This window comes from Mucilaginibacter sp. GW821-FHT07H05 (assembly GCF_059418485.1).
The window spans coordinates 621,021-643,329 of sequence record NZ_JBWKPY010000002.1; the positions used below are offsets into that span (position 1 = coordinate 621,021).

General features: G+C 47.0%; 18 protein-coding genes. 3 read left to right on the forward strand and 15 right to left on the reverse strand.

What is annotated here, in order from left to right:
* Nucleotides 1-81: 81 nt before the first annotated feature.
* The 6 genes from AC07M6_RS06855 to AC07M6_RS06880 all read right to left on the reverse strand — a co-directional run bounded on the left by AC07M6_RS06855 (nt 82) and on the right by AC07M6_RS06880 (nt 10,375).
* Entirely contained in the window at nt 82-645 is a 564-nt protein-coding gene (locus tag AC07M6_RS06855) for a toxin-antitoxin system YwqK family antitoxin (RefSeq protein ID WP_494888246.1), read from the reverse strand.
* Nucleotides 620-4,552, reverse strand: a complete 3,933-nt coding sequence (locus tag AC07M6_RS06860; protein WP_494888247.1) for a DUF6443 domain-containing protein — start codon at nt 4,550-4,552, stop codon at nt 620-622. Before AC07M6_RS06860 ends, AC07M6_RS06855 begins: the two co-directional genes overlap by 26 nt.
* Nucleotide 4,553: 1 nt before the next feature.
* The gene (locus AC07M6_RS06865) at nt 4,554-5,024 is read right to left on the reverse strand and encodes a hypothetical protein (RefSeq protein ID WP_494888248.1); all 471 of its coding nucleotides are present in this window, start codon (nt 5,022-5,024) and stop codon (nt 4,554-4,556) included.
* A 22-nt stretch (nt 5,025-5,046) separates the two neighbouring features.
* Nucleotides 5,047-8,724 carry a hypothetical protein gene (locus tag AC07M6_RS06870; RefSeq protein ID WP_494888249.1) on the reverse strand — a complete coding sequence of 1,226 codons (3,678 nt, stop codon included), beginning with the start codon at nt 8,722-8,724 and terminating at the stop codon, nt 5,047-5,049.
* A gap of 477 nt (nt 8,725-9,201) precedes the next feature.
* Nucleotides 9,202-10,077 (reverse strand): Lcl C-terminal domain-containing protein, encoded by an 876-nt coding sequence (locus tag AC07M6_RS06875; RefSeq protein ID WP_494888250.1) that lies wholly within the window; start codon nt 10,075-10,077, stop codon nt 9,202-9,204.
* 4 nt (nt 10,078-10,081) lie between these two features.
* On the reverse strand, nt 10,082-10,375 hold the full coding sequence (locus AC07M6_RS06880) for a Bor/Iss family lipoprotein (RefSeq protein WP_494888251.1): 294 nt from the start codon (nt 10,373-10,375) through the stop codon (nt 10,082-10,084).
* A gap of 240 nt (nt 10,376-10,615) precedes the next feature.
* On the opposite strand from AC07M6_RS06880, the gene AC07M6_RS06885 reads away from it, so the two are divergent.
* Nucleotides 10,616-10,840 (forward strand): helix-turn-helix transcriptional regulator, encoded by a 225-nt coding sequence (locus tag AC07M6_RS06885; protein ID WP_494888252.1) that lies wholly within the window; start codon nt 10,616-10,618, stop codon nt 10,838-10,840.
* A gap of 424 nt (nt 10,841-11,264) precedes the next feature.
* On the opposite strand, the gene AC07M6_RS06890 is transcribed toward AC07M6_RS06885, so the two are convergent.
* Both AC07M6_RS06890 and AC07M6_RS06895 read right to left on the reverse strand, forming a co-directional pair.
* Entirely contained in the window at nt 11,265-14,162 is a 2,898-nt protein-coding gene (locus AC07M6_RS06890) for a type IV secretory system conjugative DNA transfer family protein (protein ID WP_494888253.1), read from the reverse strand.
* Between the two features lies 1 nt (nt 14,163).
* Nucleotides 14,164-14,631 carry a hypothetical protein gene (locus tag AC07M6_RS06895; protein ID WP_494888254.1) on the reverse strand — a complete coding sequence of 156 codons (468 nt, stop codon included), beginning with the start codon at nt 14,629-14,631 and terminating at the stop codon, nt 14,164-14,166.
* A gap of 126 nt (nt 14,632-14,757) precedes the next feature.
* Here AC07M6_RS06895 and AC07M6_RS06900 point away from each other — a divergent pair, with 126 nt between their 5' ends.
* Nucleotides 14,758-15,036, forward strand: a complete 279-nt coding sequence (locus AC07M6_RS06900) for a hypothetical protein (RefSeq protein WP_494888255.1) — start codon at nt 14,758-14,760, stop codon at nt 15,034-15,036.
* Between the two features lie 614 nt (nt 15,037-15,650).
* Here AC07M6_RS06900 and AC07M6_RS06905 read toward each other — a convergent pair.
* From AC07M6_RS06905 to AC07M6_RS06915, 3 genes are read right to left on the reverse strand one after another with little or no spacing between them, the layout of a single operon-like run.
* A complete protein-coding gene (locus AC07M6_RS06905) occupies nt 15,651-16,493 on the reverse strand; it encodes a hypothetical protein (RefSeq protein ID WP_494888256.1) in 843 nt (280 codons plus the stop codon).
* Complete coding sequence (locus tag AC07M6_RS06910; RefSeq protein ID WP_494888257.1) at nt 16,450-17,133, reverse strand: queuosine precursor transporter; 684 nt, start codon at nt 17,131-17,133, stop codon at nt 16,450-16,452. Before AC07M6_RS06910 ends, AC07M6_RS06905 begins: the two co-directional genes overlap by 44 nt.
* Before the next feature lies 1 nt (nt 17,134).
* Complete coding sequence (locus AC07M6_RS06915; RefSeq protein ID WP_494888258.1) at nt 17,135-18,253, reverse strand: hypothetical protein; 1,119 nt, start codon at nt 18,251-18,253, stop codon at nt 17,135-17,137.
* 332 nt (nt 18,254-18,585) lie between these two features.
* Between AC07M6_RS06915 and AC07M6_RS06920 the strand changes: the two genes are divergently transcribed.
* Nucleotides 18,586-18,753 (forward strand): hypothetical protein, encoded by a 168-nt coding sequence (locus tag AC07M6_RS06920; RefSeq protein WP_494888259.1) that lies wholly within the window; start codon nt 18,586-18,588, stop codon nt 18,751-18,753.
* A gap of 72 nt (nt 18,754-18,825) precedes the next feature.
* On the opposite strand, the gene AC07M6_RS06925 is transcribed toward AC07M6_RS06920, so the two are convergent.
* The 4 genes from AC07M6_RS06925 to AC07M6_RS06940 form a co-directional block, all read right to left on the reverse strand.
* Nucleotides 18,826-19,023, reverse strand: a complete 198-nt coding sequence (locus AC07M6_RS06925; protein ID WP_494888260.1) for a hypothetical protein — start codon at nt 19,021-19,023, stop codon at nt 18,826-18,828.
* Between the two features lie 201 nt (nt 19,024-19,224).
* Nucleotides 19,225-19,746 (reverse strand): hypothetical protein, encoded by a 522-nt coding sequence (locus AC07M6_RS06930; RefSeq protein ID WP_494888261.1) that lies wholly within the window; start codon nt 19,744-19,746, stop codon nt 19,225-19,227.
* Between the two features lie 350 nt (nt 19,747-20,096).
* Complete coding sequence (locus AC07M6_RS06935) at nt 20,097-20,999, reverse strand: ArdC family protein (RefSeq protein WP_494888262.1); 903 nt, start codon at nt 20,997-20,999, stop codon at nt 20,097-20,099.
* 105 nt (nt 21,000-21,104) lie between these two features.
* Nucleotides 21,105-22,277 (reverse strand): type IV secretory system conjugative DNA transfer family protein, encoded by a 1,173-nt coding sequence (locus tag AC07M6_RS06940; RefSeq protein ID WP_494888263.1) that lies wholly within the window; start codon nt 22,275-22,277, stop codon nt 21,105-21,107.
* Nucleotides 22,278-22,309 lie beyond the last annotated feature (32 nt).

The following is a 22,309-nucleotide window of genomic DNA, read 5'->3' on the forward strand; positions in this document are numbered from 1 at the left end:
CTCATAATTTCATTCAAAAAAGTGAAGAGGTGATTTTTTCAAGTCATACCATTTATCATTTATTTTTTACGGCAGCCTAATTTAATAAATTTTAAAATACTGTAAAACATCTGTTTTTAGCGAATCGGCATTTACTGTTTGAATTATATTTCCGCTGATGTCATACTTTCTCCAGATTCCTGAACAGCTGTTGTTTTTGTAAAATCCAGAGACTTTCAGAATACCCTGTTCTCCAAAAAGATAATATGGACCATTGAAGCCATTTCCCTTCGATTGTTGAATACTTGTTATCATTCCATCACTGCCATCAAATCTATAAACAATCGAATTGTCCTTACCGGAAGCCTGTGGTATTAAAAGATATGCCGGATACGAAAAATAATTCGGCCCAAAGCTCATTTGGAAACTATTCGTTTTGGATTTGTTATATGAAATGCCGGTTAACACATTGGGGCCTCCATACGATAATTTAATACTCGTCGAGTCTCCATGTTGTACCCTTATTCCTAGAGTATTTTTAGCATCATAATTCAATGTATCAGAAGGCACTTCGTCTTTTTTAGCTTCCGAATGACAACCTACTTCCATTATTAATAATGTTATCAACAAGATAATACGATTAATTACTTTTAACGACTTTTCCATTTTGTCCTGTTACTGGTATTGATGATGATTCTTTGGTGTTATTAATTAAGGGACTATAGTCGCCTCCTGTGTGACCTGGTGCTGGTAATTTCCCCTTTCTTACAGGCCCATATTGATATTGGCCGATTAATCCATTTACCGTTACTTGCGGTAGAGCATGCGTTAGACCACTCACGATACCGCCTCGCGTATTTGCAATTCGCAACGCTTCAGTTATGCTCATATTTTTGCCCATATAGCCACCAGGCATTGCAGAGTTACACGAGAATAAATCAATCACTGAATTTTTGGCAAAAGCCAATGACGACAAATTCTCTGTTTTACCCCAAGTTAACATGCCCGCGTCTTGATCTTTATTTAAGTAACCTAAAGCAATTTGTCCACCCATACCGTGTGAAAAAAATGATAAGGATGTTATTTGATCTGAGATTCGCGCATAGCTGGTACTTGGCATAAAGGCTGGTCCTGTATCAACATTATCTTTAGTATTTATATAATTAACTACCTGATCTGCACTATTTACGTATTGCAAGTTGACGCCATTTTCTTTTGCAAATTTACTCATTGACGCTTTTTGAGCGTCGGTATAGTTATTGTTATAAACCAACCAGGAAACTTGTTCACCCGTGCCTTTGACACTCGCAATGTAATTGGTCAACTGAATCATAGCGGCATTTACAAACATCATTGGATTATAGGGGCTGTCTTTGTCTTGGTGCTGATTCGCTCCCCCGGTAACAACAATTTTTTCCTCCCCATTGGGATCTATAGCAGTAATCGGGTTATTGCCAACGTAGGAGTAAGGAGTTGCGGATGAATACTTTTCAGATTGAATGTCCACATTTGCCCATCTTGCAATTACCGGATCGTAGAAACGTGCACCGTAATCGTAATTACCCGTCTCATCTTGTTTTTCCTTTTTATTATACAGATAATTATTCTTAGGATAAGTAGCTGTATTATCGCTGAATTCCATACCAAACGCGTAGTAATCATTCTTTTGCACAACATTGGCTGTACCACTGCTGGTATCAAAAGTGACACGGCTGTTTCCCAAATGGTCGATAAGGTTATACTCATAGTTAAACCCGGTGCCCGTTGGCAGGGCGCGGCCTTCATCGGTTTGCACAAAGAGCAGCTGACCATTCTCATATTGTATTCCGTTGATGTACTCGGTAAGGATAGTGCCGTTATATTTACTTAGTTTTTGTCCTGTAGCATCATAGGTATAGCTTAGGTTTTTGCCTGCCATATATCGGGGTAAATCAAGCAGGTTATAATCAATATAAGTACCGTTCCTTACGTCATATTTCATGTTTCCTTTGACGTCATATTGATAACTGTTGCCGCTTAACCCTGAAATGATTGCTACCTGGTTTCCTAAGTAGTTATAGGTAAAACTGGTGGTCGCATTCAATGGGTCATACCTGTTCAAATGCTGTATATTACCCAACTTGTCGTAATCAATATCACTGGTGATGCCGCCTGAACCCGTCTCATGGTAACCTTCACTGTTAAGCGCTCGGGTTAAGCGGTTCGCCGCATCATAGTAATAAGTAAAATGCTTATTCAAACCGCTGGACGTTCCCCAGTACTGGTTGGCAATATTCCCGTTATACCACGATGTTGCACCATCAACAGCATCGTTATAATGCAGTTCCATCGCAAATTTATCAGCTGTGCTGCTTTTCAGCCAGCCCCTTTCATTGTAGTTGTAGACAATATCCTGCAAAAAAGGTTGGGTTCCGTCAATCGCACTATGTAATTTTTTATGATACAGCTGTCCTACCTCATTGTATTCCAACTGGCTTAACAGCAAAGAATTATTGGGCAAAGGATTAGCGCCGTAAGCTGTTTGCTGCCAGGTGCGTTTCTTACGCCCCATATGGTCGTAATCATAACTATTATTAATGCTGACCGATAACCCGTTATTATAGGTAAACATACGCCGGTGCAGCGATTGTACCTGGTTATCAAAATTGTACTTAAATATAGTTGTTTCGTAATTATTGGTCGTGTTAACCGTGCCGAAATAATGCTGCTGATAGGTTTGCGCCGCGCGCCCCAGATGATCATACCAGTTTACTGTCCACAACATCGGGCCATAGGTACCATTAGCATTCAGCACCGATCTTTTTGTTGCCGTTGGTAAACCGATAGGGTGACCTTTGTAATCCGTCACCTCGCTCCACAGACCGTAAGGGGTGCCAAAATTATAATCATCATAATAATTAACCGTCAGAACAGGTCCGCCCTGTGGGTTTATATAGGTATAGCCGGTCGCGGTAGTATTGTCGCGGGTTAACCATAAAGTGCTTTGACCCGCCTGCCAGGTTATTAATGCTTGATGAAGGGAGTGGTCAGGTGCGGCGATACTCGCATCGCCTGCATTACCTGAGGTCCATATTCCTGTCATGACGACCCGTCCCTGGTTATCATACTGGAGATAAGTCCACTCCTGCGGGCTTTTAGCGCGCTGTACCGCATCCTGTGTAAAGGTGGGCTGGTCTATTGTGTTGTACACAATAAATTCCCAACCCTTTCCCGGTACCTTTTTTTCTATCAGGCGGTTGCGGTAATCATAGTGATAGGCATACATATAATCTGTAAACACACCAGACGTTTCGGTAAAGCTGGACGGATAAATATTATCGGCTATAGGCGGCACTACATAGGCCAGGTTCCCGTAGTCATCATAGATATAGTAGGTTTCAGCATCGGTAGAGGTACCCTGGTCCTTCTTGCAAACTACACGGTCCTGTTTGTCCTTGTATAGGATGCTGTAATGTCCGTTTTCGTCCGTTACTTTTGTAGAGGCGAGTTGTCCCGGCTGATAGTAGGTACTATTCCAGGAAGCCCCACTGCCGCCAATGGTGCATTGCCACAACCTTACTTCGTTGGATACGTTCGTGTTATACGCAAGAATTACCGCGTGACCTGCTGCCAGTTGCCAGGGGTCGCCGGGGGAACCTTGCTTAACCGGCCTTCCTAATGGTGAATCTTCAAATTCGGTTTGCGCGAAAGGTGTAGGGATACGGGGAATGCCTGCCGACAGGCCGGTGGTCAGTTGCTGACCTGAAACTCCGCTGCCACCGGGATTGTAAAAATCGTAAACGCCCGAACCTGCCTGTTGGAGATCGGCTTTATACTGGCCGTCTGTAGCCGAAGTGACATAGGGCAGGTACTTTTTAATTTCGCGCCCATAACGGTCATACTCCATTGGTGTTATCAGGTCTTTGCCACCGGGTGATCCTTGCTTTTGTACGATTTGCATGGGCCGTCCTAATCCATCAAAATAAGTGGTGCTGGTTTCAACCTGGCTTTTATCACCACTCAGACTTTGCAAAGTTGCAATATCGCTGATGGGGTTGCGTGGCGTAAATGTCCGGATAAAATTCAATGCGTTATTACTGTCACCGCAATCACCGCCTCCCGGTACCGGGTTTGTACTTAAACTTAATGTGATATTGCCCGCTGCATAGCCAAACCCCTCGGTCACCACATAATAGGTTCCAGGAGATATAGTTATTTGCAGGTAAGATTCTGAGGACAAGCCGCTGCAATGCACACTGTTGTCGTCGTCGTTATGAGCCAGTTCCGCATACGAGGCATCCAATAAATGCAGATAAGTGTCAAAGTTTGATCCGCAGGTTGATAGGGTAAGCTGTACCGTGTTGGACACAGTAAACTGGTACCAGATATCATCGCTTAACTGACCGGTTGTGGAGTTACTATAGTTTAAGTTATTGCCGGTGCCTGATAAGTTGCTTTTGGTGTCGCCGTAAACGCTGGTACAATTCAGCGCCCCGATAATTACCGGGCTGTATCTGGACTGACCGCTGCAAAATAATGGCGAGGCTATGGCGAACATTAAAATCAAAAATAGGTTTAACGTAATCTTCTTCATTTTAGTTCAGTTTTGTCCTTGCTTTGGTATCCCGTTTACTCAGCGTATCTCTTTTATTTAGTCCCGGATGGCTGATATGAGGCACAGCGTTTAACCTCGCCTGCTGTTGAACCTGTTGGGCTTTCAGGTGCTGCGCCAACCGTGCATCCGGCTCGCCGGAACGCAGCCGCAGGCTGTCCCTGAACCCAGGAGTTACAAGCGCATTCACCCGCTCCCTGCGTTCGGCCATCAGTTTGTTGATCTGCTCGCGGCGCAGGGCCGGTTTCATGGTCGTGTCCCGCATCAGTTTGACGAGTTCTTCCTGACGATAATTATAGGCTGCCCGTATTTTAGCCGCCTTGTCCTTGTTGATCCCCATCTTCCGGGCAAATTGCTGAGTAATGGAATCCTGCTGCCTGGCTGAGGGTTTCTGCTGCGCCTGGGCCAGGTTGATCAATGTCAGAATATATATTAACAAATAGTAGCGTTTCATAAGCTGTATTTCATTATTAGGTTTAGGGTTCAGGTGTGTAATTACTGCCGACATGCGCGACCATGACGTAAGTGTGGTTGGTATCATTAAAGTGCCAGTTCCAGCTGCTGTCATAATAGCTCACGTTGTCGTATATGTTCAGATTGCCGAGGTAATAGGACGATACCCCGGACGGAACATTATAATCATTATTAACGGTGGCGCTGGTGATGCCGTAATCATCGCTCCATTCCACATTGTCGGCCATAGTGACGGTCATTCCCGCGGACAGGGTGGTCGCATGCTGGCATTGAGCATCGCTGTAAAAACGAACATAGACATCGGCATAAGATGAACTGTAACTGTACTGGGAATCGCCGCTGTTGTTATAGGTGACATTGCTGGTTTCTATCCGGGCATAAACGGTTGGTGCCGGGGTAAACTGCGGCACAAAGCAATCGGTTTGCTGCCCCATATAGTTATAGCAAAATGCCTTAACGATATGCCGGTCGTGGTCTTTGATAAAGCGCAGCCGCTGGAAGCTGTCATATTCATAAAAGGTGACCTGACTCTTTGGATCGGTAGCACTGGTCATACCGATCAATGGATCATAGGTATAGGTCGTCATCTGGGCATCCGCGGGATTGATACGAAGATCGTCAAACCAAAGGTTGCCACCGCCATTATTATCGACCCGCAGGTTTAATTGGGTTACATCTGCTGGTACATCAACTTCGTTTTCAAGATATACCCAGCCCCCGGTTTGTGAGGTGCTCTGCACATCCAGGTAGGAATAGTAAGCCGACTCGCCCGCCCGTTTCATAAACAACACGAAGTCGACGCTTGGCCCGTCACTGTAGAACCAGCCTGAATATTTAAACCTTTTGGTGCCTGTGAGGGATATGGATAAAATCGTATTGGCGTGGTAATACTGCTCAGTCCCGCCGGGATTAATGATATGCCCTGAATAATGACCTGTATGGGCGATAGTGGCATCTTTGATGACGCCTGCCGGGAAATCTGTATCATCTTCCAGGTTGTTGGCATAAATTTCATTGCTTTGAGCACCCGTGGCCTGGGCAACGGGACGGGATTTGTCATAGCCCCATACATAACTTATTGGCGGAGCACCGGTTTTGCCGACACTCTTTACGTTGCCGTGATCGTCATAACCATAGAACTGCGTGCGCGGCAGGGACTCATAAGGATCTGCGCCTTTTTTCGTCCAAACCTGCCATTGATACAGTTGATTATTGTTGCCATTCCATGTTTTATAATCGGTTTTTAAACCGTTTAATAAGCTTGTTGTATTATTTGCAGTTGTGTACTTATAGTTCAATTGTTCGATGACCGGCGACCACATATGAATGGCAGGACTGATCATCAGGTCGTAAGTTGCCTGTCCGGTAAAATCATGCGGATACTTATATGCGGAGATATAGGTATCGTTACTGATGCTGGTTGTTACCGTCTTTTTTGTGGGCTGATTGTGCGTCAGGTTCGCATATTCAAAAGTAGTGGTAGTTGTTGAAGGATTTAAGCCCTGCGAATCATATATGATTTCGTCTGTGCTGGTTAGATTATGATATTCTTTCTGATAATAATAATCACCATGATTAAAGGCGGACACGACATACTGAAAAATCTTGTCTTCCGGGCCGCCGCCGCTTGGAGGGCCTGCACAACCTGTTGGTAAATAAATCACGAAAGGGTCCATAATAAATCCCCTCACATTGTCGGCAGCGAATTGGGTATCGGTATAATGATAGACAGATTGACTTACGAGGTGATTGCTGCTGAAAATTGTTTTTGAAATCAAATTTCCTGACTTCCAGTTTTTTATAGGGGCGACATAAGGTTTGTATAGATTAAGCGCGCCGTAAAAAGTGTAAGTGTCGTTGGTATTTAAGGTATATTTTTGAGCAGGTGTATAATCAAATTCATAAGCGATGCTCCCAATATAATCGGGACCGTCATAATATTCGCTGACATTTGGGTAAACCACCGGACTGCCGTGCGGGCAAATATTAAATGTAGGCTCGCTCCGATAATGCCTCCGCCTGAATAAGGTCCAGTTTTTTGCACTGTAGTGTCCCCCGCTGTAGCTTACATCCCAGTCCGGGATTACCAATTCCTGGGAATAAGAGTAATCCTCTATATGTCCCGGTTCAAAATCCATATAGCCGGTTCCATAGCTGTAGCTTTTTTTCTCAGGTATGGTCGAGAATGCGTCTCTGTAATGGGTGATCGATTTTATCCGTAACCCACCCACGTCGCTTCCATAGTAATTTGGAATACCCGAATACTGGTTGGCCTCGAAATCATAAACGGAATAACCGCCGGTAGGATAGGTGATCTTATTAAGCACGTAAGTTTTCATGTAGGCAACCTTTGTTACCCTTGCAGGCCCGTTCATTGGATTGATGTCCACACCCGGTCTTCCCGGCTCGTCATAGGAAACATGGTAGGGTATCAGAAGCTCTGAACCTGTCTCGTTCAGGTAATCTCCCGTATAATATCCCCAGTGGTCGACACCTGAATGGACCACATCAGGCATCACATGGCTTTCATTATTATAGTCAAGCTTGTACGTATAGATCAGGGTATGGTTCGCGTCATAAAAATTCAGCTGCTTAAGCATATCCTTATAACGTTCTTTATGCAGGTAAATAAATTCAATTGATCGCTGCAATACCTGGTCTTTGTCAAAAACCTCCATTTTACTGACCATGCCCTGTAAGGGATCCCCCGTAGGGAATTGACTGAAAACAACTTTGCCTGACCGGAAAACAATATTACCCGGCGACGACACCCCATAGATCACTTCATCAAAATGGTAAAAAGGCGTAGACGTAGGATAGTAGTTCATTACATCGTAAACTGAATAGTCACCACAGGCTGAAGAAACCACCAGATCCGATGGATGATCATCCGCGATAAATTCATCCATGCGGGAATCCAGGCGTTCCGTGCGACTCGCAATCGAGGTGAAATGAATGATATTGGTCGGGTCTGTTGCCGATGTTACCTGTGAAATATCCCAGGCGGAAGTAGACGCAGCATATGGCCCGTTCGAAACATATTCAGAAGACGAGAAAACATAAGCAATACCCTTTTCGTCAACCACATTAATATTGCTTGAACCGCTTCCGTGAATGCTGATCGGCGCGTAAGGGAGCAGCAATGCCGTGTATTGATCGGGCTTATAGACAAATTTACCGGCATGGCCGTTGAAATTGTACGTATACAGATCGGGTTCTGTATCAAGCCCAAAATTTGCAATCTGCGCAAAATAATCTTCTCTTTGCCAGTTGTACATTCCAGCCAGTTGAGTTTCATCATAAAATGGCGATGGCTGAGAGACATGCTCATCAGGAACGCCGTGGATCTCCCGTGATATTTTCCCGAATGGGCTTAATGTCCAGCCCAGGCCGACCAGGCCGCTGACGTCTGAAGGTTTGGTGCCCGAAGCGTGATAATTTAAGGTTATTGGAATGGTAATATCCCCTTCTTTAATCGTATATAGCGGGATATTAATTTCGGGTATTCCGGTGAAACTGCCGACCGGATAATCAACATACTTTTGAAATTGCTGCGTGCTTGGCGACGGCGGGATAATTGAAGGCAGGTTTTGGGCCTGTGCACAATTGGCGAAAAACAATAGTAATAGTAAGGTCCTTTTATAGAGGTGTTGACCCAGTGGGTTTTTGAAAATAAACATGTCGGTACAATCGATAAGGGTTTAAGCGTGACTATCCTGTACGTATCGGTAGTTATGGGAAGCCCATAATTAAACAGCGAAACGGGTTATAGTTGTTATATTAGAATTGAAAACTGAAACGCTGAGTTATAAAAGACAAGCGATAAAGACATTTAATGTCATTTCGGGAGGCGTGTTGAATAAGGGATGTCATGTGATACAGGCGTTTAAGCAATAAAAAAAATAAAGGTTATCGTAAAAATAAATATATATTTTAATTATTCAAATGATTTGTAAGAAAACTGTTTCAATAAAATCGCAGCTGTGATTTTATGCATAGCCTTATTCTTACCGTGACTAAATTAGCTGCTTTCAACCGCTATATGGCTGAAAGAATTATTACGGCCGTATCTCAAAATCATACACTTTCGGAGTTAGGCAGTAGCCTCGGTTTTGAAGCTGCTGCCTAACTGCGTACCCCGTTACCGCGCATCGAGCTCAAAATGCCCTTATCGGGCGCACCTCGTGCTTGACGGACTTCGGCTCCCCTCCGTAGGCGTTTCCGTAGGGAGGCGCGGTGACGTATGCCCAGGACGCGTTGTTGGCCGCCTCGGTGGAAGACCAGTAGGTCGCCCCGTCGGGCGGCAGTCCAAGCAGCACCAGTTGGTTGACGGCGGGAAGAAACCAGTCGGAGTAGCCGCCGTCCCGACACGCCCGGCACAGCGCAGCGGCATTGCCCGCGCCAAGCGCCTGCACGATCTTGCTCGTGTTGTCCGAGCCGTCGGACACGCTGTATGCCCCTGCGACCCCCGCGCCCCATGCGGCCGTTGAGGGCAACGCGTGCTTTGTCTTGACCAGCCCGTGCAGGGTCGTCTGGTCGATATAGAAGATGATTCCCCCGCCGTAGCTTTCCCCGGGGACGTACGCGGTGGTCAGGCTTATCTGCGGGCTGTATCCCGTGCCGACGCTGTTGGTGGCGTACGCCCTCAGGTAGTAGGTGGTGTTCACCGCGAGGCCGCCAATTCTGCTGACAAAGCTTCCGATGCCCGCGCCGTCCGCGGTCTTACTGCCGGCAAGCGTGGGATTGGGGGAGGTGCTCCAGCATACGCCTCGCGCCGTTACGGCAGCGCCGCCGTCTACCACGATGGTTCCTCCGGCCACAATCGTGTCGTGGGCGGCGACGTACGGCGCGGCGGTCTGCGGGTATGTGAGGCTCGTTACGGGAAAGGCAATCAGCGGAACGGTGGGTGCCGTCTTCTGGCCCGCATTTTGCCCGGCGGGCGCGGGGCCTGCGTTTTCGCCGCCCTTTTTGCAGCCGAACGTTGCAAACGCAACTGCGGCGATCATCAAAATTCGTGTTACGGTCTTTTTCATGCTGCTATTTTTTGACGATTGTGGTGGTCGGCGTGTAGATGCCTGCGGTTACGAGGCCGATGAACCCGTTGAAGAAGGTGTGAACGATTGTCACGCTGTAGTCGCTTGCGCCGCTTGCCATCTGCGCCGGGTTTGAAACCTTGCCCTTGACCAGACCGGCGACAAAGTAGGCATTCGTCTTGCGGACTTCAATGTTCGACTGCGCCCCTCTTCCCACGTCGAAGCGGTTGACGAAGCAGGAAGTCAGCGATGTTGCCAGGAGCAGGATGCAGGATGGAAGAATAAGTGTTCTTTTCATGATGAGTGGTTGGTTTGAAAGTGAATGTATTGTTGTTGGTGCATTTCGTCTGAGTTGCATTTGTCTCCCATATGGCGTATTGCTTAAACTGTGGGGAAAATGTTGAATTATTTTTTTTGTTAAACATAAGGGAAATAAATAAAGTATCAAAGATAAAAATATCCCTAAAATTTAATAAATGAAATTTTAGGGCAAATTAAGGCAAGGGCATGCCAATTGGCAACTGTATATCTTTACTAAATGGAAAAAGGAAAGCGCGTGTACAACCGCATAAAGGCATCGCTTGCCCTCAGACGGATCAAGGGCAAGGCCCTGGCCGACCACCTGCAGGTCAGCGAGCAGACGGTGTCGAAGTGGTGCACCAATTACAGCCAGCCCTCTATACCCGAACTCTACGCGATAGCGCAGTTTCTCGAGATGCCCGTCTTCGAGCTGCTGGAGCCCAGTCCCTTTTCCCGTTCCTGAACTCTTCCGATGACGCGCCCGGCAACTGTGCCAGCGCGCTTGAAATAAGGCCCGCGAAATTATTGGAAACATAGGCCTTGCGGCGGGTTGCCATGGCGTCATTTTTGAAAATATTACAACCAAAGGGCTACCTATTGGAAAAATTGGCAATAATGGCAAAACAGCCATGAAACTTTAGCAACAGGAGGCAAATAATCGTATATTTACGGGAACAGCACTAAACAGTATTTTGTCATGCCGCCTGAAACCCCTGACACGCGACGCCCGATGCTTGCAAAGCCCGTCTGCAAAAGATGCGGGGCAGACACGATCCAAAGAGTCCCAAGGGATCCCTTTCCAAAGTACGCGTTGTTCTGGCTGCCCTTGCGCAAGTACCATTGCTTCAAATGCGGCAAAAAGTTCTATACCTACAATAAGTGACTTGCTACCGTTTTCCCGACTGCATAATCCGCCGGATGATCTCGCTCTGACTGCCCCCGCCCTGCCCGTACTGCACCTTCACCCTATACCCCTTAAATGTCGTGGCTTCTTGCTTGGGCGATTGCATAAAGAGCTGTGGTATCTGCTCTGCCGTCAATACCTGCACCCGCTGCTGCTCTGCGGCCGACAACTGGCTAAAGACTAAGCGTTGTATCTGTTGTATTTTCGGCGGGCTATTGGTGCAGACAACAATCTGCCCATATCCGGCATTGAGGCACTTTTGGATGTTGTGCAGTTCCCAAGCGGCAGAGGTGGTGACGGATATTTCAATAGCAATGTGCGTACCGTCCCGTTCGAGCAACACATCAACTTGGCCCAGGCCGTCCGGAGTGCGGACTTCCATGTTGGCCTTGTAGCCGTGTTCTTCGGCCAGCTTCTTGATGAACGTTTGCAGATAGCGGTGTTCCCGCAGTTCTTTTGGGTGCGGGGTATCTGTGGCAGGTACAACAACTTTTGGTATTGGTGCAGGCGGTGGCGGTGGTGCCGCTGGTATTGGCTCAACTGGCACTTCGGGCGACTGTATCGACACAACAGGCACACTGTATAGACTGCGGGAATGTTCTATAATCTGTGCTTTGTAACTTTCGGTGTCGGGTGCGGTATAGGGACTAACCGCAATGTTAAAATCATCCACATTGGTATTCACTCGCACAATGGCCTCTCCCACGCCCAAATTCTGCAAGTCCTCGGCACCAAAGGCACTGAACCCTTCTTGCAATCGCTTGGCATCAGTGTCGCCCAACTTGAAGCAAACCCTCGTCCCGGCATTGGCTAACAGCGAACTTGCAATATTCGTATCAAGCGACTGCACCTGGTGCATGTCCTGATGCGCCAATACCAATCCTAAGCCGTATTTTCTCGCCCCTGACAAAATGCTGTTCATCGAGGGGGTGACGAAGTGCTGAAACTCATCTATGTAGCAATAGAACGGCACACGGTCTTGTGCACTTTGCGCTTGTCGGGCCATGGCGATTTGTTGCAGCTTGGACACGATGAACGCGCCCAGTAGATAGCTGTTTTCCTCGCCCAGCAGTCCCTGCGACAGCTTCACCAATACAATCTTTTTTGTATCCATTAAGTCCTGGAAGTTCAAACTCCGCTGCTGCGCGACCATGTTGCGTATGACTTTCGGCCGCAGGAAGCTGTCAAGCCTGGTGAGGATTGAGCCAATGGAGGAACTCTTTAGAAGCGGATATTCCTTGTGCCAGTAGTACGCAATGTCGGGGTCGGTGCAGGTTGAAAGGATAGTGTTTCTAAATGACTGCTCAACAAAGAACTTGCGCATGTCGGCCAGTGTCCCAACGCGGCTGTTATACACAAAGGCACTGACGGCGTTGGCGAATACGCTGTTCATCTGGTCGCCCCATGAGGTGCTGAACCGCCTGAACAGCGCCACCAAGTCCGAGGCCAGCAGTTCCTTTTCAAGGTCGGAATGAGCGGAGAGGATGTTTAGGCCAATCGGATACCCGCTGTCTGCCGGGTCGATCAACACCACATCCTCAATCCGCTCTTCCGGGACATTGGTCAAAATTTTATCAATCAGGTCGCCATGCGGATCAATGACGCACAGTCCCTCGCCGTTCGATACGTCTTGCATGATGAGGGAGTGCAGCAAGGTAGATTTCCCGGTGCCGGTGGCACCAATGAGGTGCAGGTGCTTTAAGCGTTGTTGCTCGTCCAGCCCGACTGATTCGGCGATGCCCTGATGCTCGTTCATTCCTATGCAATACGGCACATCGATTAAATGGAGCGGTGCGGCTTTGGTTGCACGGTTATAACCAATCAGCTTTTTGGACACGGTGCTTGCGGGCAAATGCACCAATGTTGCCAGTTCGCGAGAGTTTAACAGCATCCCTACTCGGTGTGACTGGCGCAATTCGATGTCATCTATACGCTGTTCAAAGCTGTACGTGTCGCTTGGCAACGGCACCAGGGCGTTATGCGGACCGGTGGAGGCGCGGACAACGGTATGGGCGACGTGCTGCAGCAGCTCGTGCGCCTCGTCAAGCGTCGCCGCCTGCGTGACAGCACGCACCGTAGCCGCAAACAGGGGCCTGCCGCACTTTTCCTGGGCAAGTCCCGGCATCTCCGGCGCGTCATGAAAGAACGAGCCCCCGATGCCGTCCGATACGGCGCGCTCTATGCTGTCAGCCCAGCGGTTCACCGTCGGCGCAAACAGCACCTGCAGCAATACCCTGTCATTGCCCCTTAGCTGCTCCACCACTCCCCACAAGCCGACCAGGCTATCAGCGTGCCCGTGCAGGGTATTAATCGGGCGCATGTATTCCTCTTGCAGGCCGAAGTCGACGGTATACAACGGCAAGCTGTCATCGATTATATCCTCAACCTCGACTGGCACTATGCCCATATCAGGCAAAAATGCTTTCAACTGGCTATAGAGGAATGCGGCATAGCGCTGTCGGCAGACAAACTGCATGGCAACCGCGCTGCCGTCGGCAACGATCTCAAAGCTTAGGGGTGCCGTAATGCCTGTCAGCATGACGAGGCACTGCTCCATCAGCTCAACGGAGGGCTTGCTGTACCTGGCATAGCTGACGCGAAAGCCTGCCAGGTCGTCCCGGTCGACAAACGGAAACGGTTCCGTTGGTAGCGGCTCGCTTGCGGCAATGTCGGGAATCGGCTGCGGCGCGCGGAACACGTCCGCAAGGCGGCTCAGCAGGGTCGGCCGCCTGCCGTCATCAATATAGGGTGTCGGGACGTAATGCCTAAAAAAGGGGTGAAAGTGGGGCTCCAGCTCGACGGGATAGTCGGCGCACTGCCAGCCCCGGCCCCGCACCTCCCATTCGTAGAAATGGGCGGTGAGCCTGTCTCTTCCTTCCACGCTACGACAGCTGCCGCTTTGCCAGCGGGGCGGCAATCCGTGTCCCGTGCTGCGGCTGGACGCTTGCCGAAAGTTCCGTAAGTATCTCGTTTACGCTGTTCTGGAACATGAGCTGCGTGTCCTTCCTGAACATGGTCGTCTCCTTCTCCTCGAACAGGAGGCTCAGGACGGGGCTTCGGTACATCCATTCCAGTATAGGGTTGCGCTCGTACTGGAACCACCACGTTATGAAGAAGCTCCTGCCGAACGGCGCGGCGCAGACGTAGTAGCAGTACTGGTGGTAGGCGATGCACAGGTACTCCCGCTTCACGCTGAAGAAGCCGCCCGTGGACATGAGCCTGTTGTGAACCTTGACGTCGGGGTACCCGTACGAGTTTACCGTCTGCGCGAGCAGCTCGTAGAAATCCTTGGACGAAAGCTGAAGGTCGGCGAAGTGCCGGTAGGTGTGGTTGAGGGCGCGTGCTGCCATGATGATAGGGTTTTTGGTTAATTGCTGGAATAAAGCTACTTACAAGTTTTTGAAAATCCAAACCGCTTGCATTTTCCGATTGCGCTTCCTACCTTTAGTGCAGTTTTAACCCTAAACCCTGACCTCATGACCCTTTCTCCCGTCCTTTTGCAAGCCGCCGACTCGTGGAGCCTGCGCTATTCGTGGTATTCCCTGTGGGATCAACACCCGTTGCTTTGTGTTATTGCCATTCTATTCGTACTGCGATGGTTCGCGCGGTGGTTCTTCGGGGTCGGCAGGCTTCGTCGCGCGCAAGACAAATATAACGATCTGCTTGAGCAACATAACTCAATGCTTGAGCGGCAGAACTCGATGCTTCAGGAGCACCAGAGCATCGTTGCGAGGCTTGGCGACAAATTTTTATGACGGTCCGCAGTCTCGGGTTACCAGCCAAGCAAGTATGCGTATTTTGCTATCGGGCCTGCGCTACTTGCACGATTACCATTGATAAGTGGTTGAGGGATCTCGCAACTCGAAAAGCGGCGGTTGGCCGGCGGGCTGCCGCTGCTTTTTGAGTGCACGTTATCGGCCTGAAAGGTATGCGTCCACGCGAGCGTCCGAGGCCCTGAAGCGCAGCGAAAGGGGCTGCGAGCGGAGCGCACCGTCCGCACAGGGAGAGCGCAGCGGCTGGGCGGAATGTCCTACACAAGCAAGGGGCTGCCGTGCTTGAAAGGTGCAATGGGTCAAGCCGGGCTTTCAAGCGCCGTCCCCTTGCGCAGCGGTGCGCGACAGAGCAGGCGAGCCAGACAAGACAAGCGCTTGGCACGGAGTGGGCGCAATGCAATGGAGCGTACTGCGGGGCAGAAACAGCTTGTATGATGAACGACCCTACTCCGAGAAAAAAGCGTGACAGGTTCTGCCCCCGGGAGGGGAATAGCAGATCACGGCGGATATGTGCCTGACAAGGCTTTTATCCGCTGTGATGACAACCTGGCGCGATTTTTTATGGAGTTTTTGAGTGAAGAATGCCTTATTTCCTGTTAGTAGTATTTTACAATTTGATAGCAGGTAGATCGACAATAGGTAAGGTCTTTGTCGCTGAAGGACTCGACAATAGCTTCTATTTCATTTTTTGATTTTTGATTTAGATTATTATAGTCGCTATAAGTAATCAATGATAATATTTGTTGTTGAATATCCACACGATCAATAGAATAAGGGTTCTTTATTATAGTGTTAAACTTGCTTTCTTCAATTTCAAAAGTATTTCTGCAAAGAGCTTTTATCTTATTATGGATACTTTGTGACCGTTTGAAATATTTTTGCGCGGTTATATTCCAACAACTCGAAAATAATGAATTGTCATCATCTGTAATTATAATTAAAGGCACATTAATGGGTAAATGTTCTAATATTTTGTCAAATTCTGCCTCCGGCAATAAATACAAAACATGAGCAATAATAACTAATTCAATTTCGTGAAAAACATTAGCTAATACTGAATTTACATCAGAATTTAAGGCATTTAAATTTATCTCAGAATTAAATTCCTTTAGATTCTTAATTGCTTCAGTGTATAGAATCGGATTGGGTTCGACTATACGTAACAACTTAATGTCTACTGGGCAACTTTTGAAAACTTCTTTAATAACTAAACCATCACCCGTTCCAATATCTAAGATATTCCAAGATTCTTTTTCTGTCCAACATTTTAAGGAGGTAATATGGTCAGAAATAACTTTGTTTTCATTAGTAAATGCTCTAAACATCTTCCAAGCCGGAATGTAACTACCCATTGGGTAATCCAAAAATAGCTTGATAATACCCTGATCGATTTCGTTAGAATGGGTTATATTTAATTCCGGTATCATATTTATCTTCATCTTCTGCTTTTTTCAAGAACCCAACTATCAAATATGTCAGAGGGGTTGCAATGATTTCATATAACGTTTTTAAAACAAACCCCGATACAATTATTTTTAATAAATCATTGGAATGAAAAATTCCGATGAAAGCCACTAAGTTAAAAATGATCGAATCCGCAGCCTCACCCACTATTGTAGAACCAATTGTCCTTGTCCACAAGTATTTCCCGTTTGTCCATATTTTCATTTTTGATAAGACAATTGCATTTAATATTCCTCCTATTACATATGCGATTAACGACCCCAAAGCAATACGGGGAATCACATTAAAGACTTTTTCAAAGGCATCTTGATCTTTCCAAAAAATTGCTGGCGGGATTACAGTTGCAAAATAATAAACAATAGTCATTATAGCCAGGCAAATAAAACCTATCCAGATAACGTTTTTCGTTCTTTTAAAGCCATAAACCTCTGTCATTACATCGTTAATTAAATAAGCAATAGGAAAACATAATATTCCTGCCGGGACATTAAAATATGAAAAAGTTATTTGCTTAACTGCTACAGTATTTGCTGTAATTAAAGAAGCGATAAATAACATAGCTATTATATGAAAATAACGATAACCCTTAGGTGATAGATTCTCCTGGTTGTTCATATTAGTTGTTTATATTAGTTACTATTCGTCTTATATGATCTTTTATGTTTTTAAAAGGAATTTCATTAAGACCAAAAGCATTATAAGAGGACAGATGTATCAAGTAGTAAATATGTTCTTTCCAAAATTCTAAATCAGCCCCTGTCATTTTACTAACGCTTACTTCACCCTTTTTTTCATCAAAAATTAAGGTAAACAAAATTTCATGAATAGGATCAGAAATAATGGAATCATTTAAACCGTATGTAGATTCAAAGTAGACTTGCGGTATTGTTGTCAAATGGCCATCTATTTTATGCACATTTATAAAACCAGTGTTAATTCCATCAACTCGTTTGTGTTCATTTAATATTTCCAATAATCTACAAGCTGCTGTAAGATTGGATTCGACGGAAATCTTCCTAATGGCATCGATCTGTTGAATATCATCTATCAAAAAATGTAACAATCCCTCCCATACTTCCTTAGCCATTTTAAATGACGGTACATAAAAACTATAAAAAAACTGATTATTTAAATTATTTATTGCTATTTCCGGTTCATATGTATCTATTTCTATTAAATTATTCCAAATATCAATTTTTGAATTTGCAAAGTTTTTAAATAAATTATTAACCATTGTATTTACCAGTTCTTTTGCTTCAGGATATTTTGGTATTGTGGAATTCCCTTGTTTAATATGCCATTTAGCTTCCGATGGTTCACGATTAAATATAAAGGTCCGGTTTGCTTTTAACTGCCACTCAAATAATTCCTGATATTCAGCTTCCGCTCTTATACTCTTACTCAATTGGGTATTTTTAAGCAGACTATAGGCAATTTCGAAGTCGCGATTAATAGTTAAATAGAGTGGATCTTCCTCATGTAATCTATGCTTTATCACCTGAATGATTGCGGCTTGCATTTCTTGTGACATTGGTTTTTGATAGGCTGAGCCACCATCTTTTAAAGTTTGGTTGAGATATGGCCTAATTGATTCTGCCGATTTTTCAGCATAGTCTGTTGATGTCAATACAATTGCGTTAGCTAATTCACTTTGGAATCGAAATAGCGCCTTGCGAGTATTATCCTTATGCCTTACCACTTTGCTAAAAAGCAAATCATTTAAATCATCTTGCATAGTAAGCTACGAAAAACAAAAATTATCCTTTTTCGGTAACAATTTCGGAAAAAATACAATAAACACAAATAATAAAAAAAAATAAAATATTTTGTAGTAACAAAAATTATCTTTATATTTACTTAATAAGCATTATAAAAAGATACAAATCTGACAAAATTATTTTTTTTGGATACAAATAGAAAAAAAGTAATGCTTAATTATAATTACACAAATAATAATGATAATGAATAGACAAACCGCATTAAATGGGAATTGGAGTTAATCCTTACAGGTTGTATAGTTAGTAAGGTTTAATAGACTTTCCATTTTTTCAAATCAAACTTGAAGTAATGGAAAAAGAAATTGAACCGCCGCCAGTACCAAATAATGTAATATTTGACAGAAAGCCTATTGTTTTTAATGAAAAACAGCTATTAAAAGAAGAAGCCAATAGCCCGAAACTCCGAATCGATTGGGAAGACTACTTTTTTTTGGATGGTTCCGTAAATAAGCCATAAGATTAAGATACATTAAGCAATAAAAAGACCCTGTAAGGGTATAGTTTGCTCTAACTGCATGTGTCAGCTTTCTTAATAACCTTTTAGATCAAGGATAAAATCTATCTCTCGCTGCGCCTGCCCGCTGGCATAGATGATCAAGAACTTGTCCCGCCTTACCCGGTCAAGCCACCCGCTGATGTAGGAAACGCTGTTGTCGAATCCCGCTTCGATGATGCCGGAAACGGAGTTAAGGTAGCTAGCACCTTTCTCAGCGGTCAGTTCCTCCATGCATACTGCTCCGAGCCGTACCTGTCAAAGTATGCCCGATCAATGAAAACGGAGGATATGGCCGATGACATCGGCAAGATATCGTTTTGATGCTCTTGTGGAAAGGGACATAATCCATTCTTCAGTAGGCTTCGGCGCGTTGTTCATTGGCGACTATATGAACAATGGCGCAACGGCAAAAAGCCGTTGCACCATTGCAGTTTAAACCATTGGCAAAACGATGTTCGCCTCAATCTCGGCCAGCTTCTCGTGGCAAGCAGTGAAGATGTACTGCGACACCAGGCGGATCAGTCCCGGCGTGGTGGTCACGAACTGCCTGCGCTTGTCATCCTCGATGATCAGCCTGCATCCCTGATAGGGGTTTTCCTCCAGCTCGTCGTTTTCTGCTGACAGGTTCACCTCGAAGGCTTCCAGCTGCCTTATGCGGGAAATGAGGTTGACGCGCTGAATGCTCCGTCGGTGCAGATCCTGCACCACCTTCAGGGTGCCCTCCAGGTTAAGGACCGGCCTGGTCGGCCTTGCCTCTTCCTTCGGCTTTTCAGGTTCTGGTGCGGGAGATTCCGCCGGTGCCGCGTTGCTTGCTTGCGGAATTGCCGACTGCGGCTTCTCCGGCTTGGCCGGATCGGGCTTTGCGGTTTCCTGCCTGGCCGGCGCGTTCTGGGGCTTGCTGCCTGTCGCTTTGACGGTGCCGTTCTTTGCGGCGCTTTCTGTTTGTGTTTCCATTTTCTTAATGGGTTTTAAGGGTTAAAAAATCTGTTGCTTTCTCTCCGTCCCCTTCCCTGATTTTTTTCAGAGGAAAAAGGAAAAGAAAGCCCAATAAAGCGTGCCCACAGCGGCAACAGGAGAGCTATAAGTCCCGGAGGGTGGCCTGAAAGGGCATTATGCGCTCGCATGTGCCGCGGGCGCGACCTTTGCGGCTCTTTTTGTTTTTTGCTGAAAAATGCTGGGCGACAGAGACGGGATGGCGATTTTGGCCGTGAACCATGAAAAATGGCAAGGAAACTGGCGGTGCAAGCGATGTTAAAGCGGGACGCAAGGACGCCACAGATGCCGGGCAATAAAAAAGAGACCCGTTACTGGGTCTCTGAAGCTTGCTCTGACGGCACTTCCTCGCTCCTCTGATAAGGCTGCACGTTCAGGATGAAGTCAACCGCGCGCTGGGCCTGGCCGCTGGCGTAGACGATCAGGCGCTTGTCGCGCCTCAGCTGGTTGAGCCAGCCGCCGATGTAGGCGACGCTGTTCTCCAGTTCCGCGTCGATGATGCCGGCCACCGAATTGAGGTAGCTGGCCCCGATCTCGGCGGTCAGTTCCTCGATGCCGTACTGCTCCGAGCCAAAGGTGTCAAACTCCACGATTTCCTTCCGGCCCAGGCGCGAGGCGTGGCCGGTGGCGTGGATGAGTTCGTGGAACAGGGTGCAGTAGTAGCCTTCGGGGGTGCTGAACGATGCCTGCTTGGGCATGTTGATGAAGTCCTTTTTGGTGTCATAGAATGCCTTGTGCTTGCCGTGCTTGATGACCGGGCATTGCGCCATCTGATCGATGATCTCCTCGCAGGCGGCAATCTGAGAGACGGTTCCCGGCGTGTCGGGAACGGTGACGATTTCGGGCAGCCCCTCGCACTGCGCGAGGTTGAAGACATAGTAGTAGCGCAAAAGATACGGCGCCTTGTCCTGGTCGGCTTCCTCCTTCATCTCCATTTTCTTCCAGAAAATGACAATGTTGCCTCTCTCCCCCTTTTTCAGGGTTCCCCCGACTTCCCTGAGCTGGTTATAGGTCAGGAAGTAGTTTTGGGTGTAGCCCAGCGATGCCAGGAGCCAGGTGTTGATGCCGGTATAGTGGCGCTTGGTGATGAGGTTCTGTGGATGCCCGGCGTTAGTCCAGGGCTTTTTCCAAGGGACGTTGTTTTGCTCCAGTTGCTCGATGATGCGGCTGGTGACGATGCCGTAGACGTCAAGGGGTTGTCGTGTGCTGTTCATGCTGTGTGCTTTTTAAATTGTTAAAAGAAATGTTTCCTTAAGCGTACAGCGGAACGGGTGCGGCGGTAAGGGTGGCTAATATGTTTCCAAGAACAAATATTCCCATTATGTCTCAATCAAAGTTTTCGCGCTAAACGGCTTGCTTCCCGCACCGTCAATCAATAGTTTTAAATACATGCAATGCCTCGGCAGGCTGACGAAGTCGTCTTGCCTGAACACGGGGTAAAACTCCCTTGCCATCACTTCAGCGTCTGCCGTACCCAAGCGAAAGCAGATGATCGTTCCCACGTTCCCCAATATGGCCTTTAGCATGTCCTCGGGCAGCTGCTCCAAATACTGGTGAGCCAGGAACAGGCCGACCTTATACTTGCGCACTTCCGACAGCATGGTGGTAAACGAAGCTGAGATAAAGGAATGCGCCTCGTCTATGAAGATATAAAACGGGGTGCGCTCGTGTTCCGCCATTGCGGCCCTCCGCATGGATGCCATTTGCAGCCCCGTGGTCAGCAGGCTTCCTAACAACTGTGATATATCCTCACCAATGATCCCTTTAGAAAGGTTGCAAATCAAAATTTTTTGCTTATTCATAATCTCGTCAAGCGATATGCCGTACTGCTGCCCGACAATACCGCGCAGCGTTTCGCTTGCGATGAACACGCCCGACTTGTTAAGTATCGGCATAATGGCCTCGGCCCTTAGTGCTGCGGGGTACTTGTCGAACTCATTGCGCCAAAATGAGTGAATGTATGTGTTGTCAGTATAGAGCAATACCATGTTTCGGAAAGCGGTATCCAAAAGAAGCGGCTGAATATCCAGGAGCGTAGCTGCGGGATATTCGAGCAGCGTGAGTATAGTAAAGCGCAGGATGTACTCCAACCGTGCGCCCCAGGTGTCGCCCCATATCTTCTTAAACATCATCACCACTTCCGAGGCCACGCTGTGCCGCTGCTCGAGTGGCACGTTTTGTAGCGGGTTAAAGCCTGTGCAGTGGGCGGGATCGGTGGCATTAAAATAAATCAGATCCTTTTTCCTATGTTCGGGCACGGCCTGTATTAGTGTTTCCGCAACATCGCCGTGCGGGTCTAATACCGCCATGCCATGCCCTTTGCGTACGTCGTCAAGCGCCATGCTCAGTAACAGGGTGCTTTTTCCCACACCAGTTTTTCCGATGGCGTAGATATGCTGTAGCCGATCGTTGGGCAAAATGCCGAACAGTGTGTTGGTGTTGCGCCAGTTGGTTGTGCCGATGGGGGTGAACGGTTTTGAGTGGTCGTACATACCCCATTCATGCTATGAAAAAACAGTCACTG

Bases quoted from the DNA above. Each gene is read 5' to 3' on its own strand.
- AC07M6_RS06855 (WP_494888246.1), bottom strand. From the start codon at position 645: ATGGAAAAGTCGTTAAAAGTAATTAATCGTATTATCTTGTTGATAACA.
- AC07M6_RS06860 (WP_494888247.1), bottom strand. From the start codon at position 4,552: ATGAAGAAGATTACGTTAAACCTATTTTTGATTTTAATGTTCGCCATA.
- AC07M6_RS06865 (WP_494888248.1), bottom strand. From the start codon at position 5,024: ATGAAACGCTACTATTTGTTAATATATATTCTGACATTGATCAACCTG.
- AC07M6_RS06870 (WP_494888249.1), bottom strand. From the start codon at position 8,724: ATGTTTATTTTCAAAAACCCACTGGGTCAACACCTCTATAAAAGGACC.
- AC07M6_RS06875 (WP_494888250.1), bottom strand. From the start codon at position 10,077: ATGAAAAAGACCGTAACACGAATTTTGATGATCGCCGCAGTTGCGTTT.
- AC07M6_RS06880 (WP_494888251.1), bottom strand. From the start codon at position 10,375: ATGAAAAGAACACTTATTCTTCCATCCTGCATCCTGCTCCTGGCAACA.
- AC07M6_RS06885 (WP_494888252.1), top strand. From the start codon at position 10,616: ATGGAAAAAGGAAAGCGCGTGTACAACCGCATAAAGGCATCGCTTGCC.
- AC07M6_RS06895 (WP_494888254.1), bottom strand. From the start codon at position 14,631: ATGGCAGCACGCGCCCTCAACCACACCTACCGGCACTTCGCCGACCTT.
- AC07M6_RS06900 (WP_494888255.1), top strand. From the start codon at position 14,758: ATGACCCTTTCTCCCGTCCTTTTGCAAGCCGCCGACTCGTGGAGCCTG.
- AC07M6_RS06905 (WP_494888256.1), bottom strand. From the start codon at position 16,493: ATGAAGATAAATATGATACCGGAATTAAATATAACCCATTCTAACGAA.
- AC07M6_RS06910 (WP_494888257.1), bottom strand. From the start codon at position 17,133: ATGAACAACCAGGAGAATCTATCACCTAAGGGTTATCGTTATTTTCAT.
- AC07M6_RS06915 (WP_494888258.1), bottom strand. From the start codon at position 18,253: ATGCAAGATGATTTAAATGATTTGCTTTTTAGCAAAGTGGTAAGGCAT.
- AC07M6_RS06920 (WP_494888259.1), top strand. From the start codon at position 18,586: ATGGAAAAAGAAATTGAACCGCCGCCAGTACCAAATAATGTAATATTT.
- AC07M6_RS06925 (WP_494888260.1), bottom strand. From the start codon at position 19,023: ATGGAGGAACTGACCGCTGAGAAAGGTGCTAGCTACCTTAACTCCGTT.
- AC07M6_RS06930 (WP_494888261.1), bottom strand. From the start codon at position 19,746: ATGGAAACACAAACAGAAAGCGCCGCAAAGAACGGCACCGTCAAAGCG.
- AC07M6_RS06935 (WP_494888262.1), bottom strand. From the start codon at position 20,999: ATGAACAGCACACGACAACCCCTTGACGTCTACGGCATCGTCACCAGC.
- AC07M6_RS06940 (WP_494888263.1), bottom strand. From the start codon at position 22,277: ATGTACGACCACTCAAAACCGTTCACCCCCATCGGCACAACCAACTGG.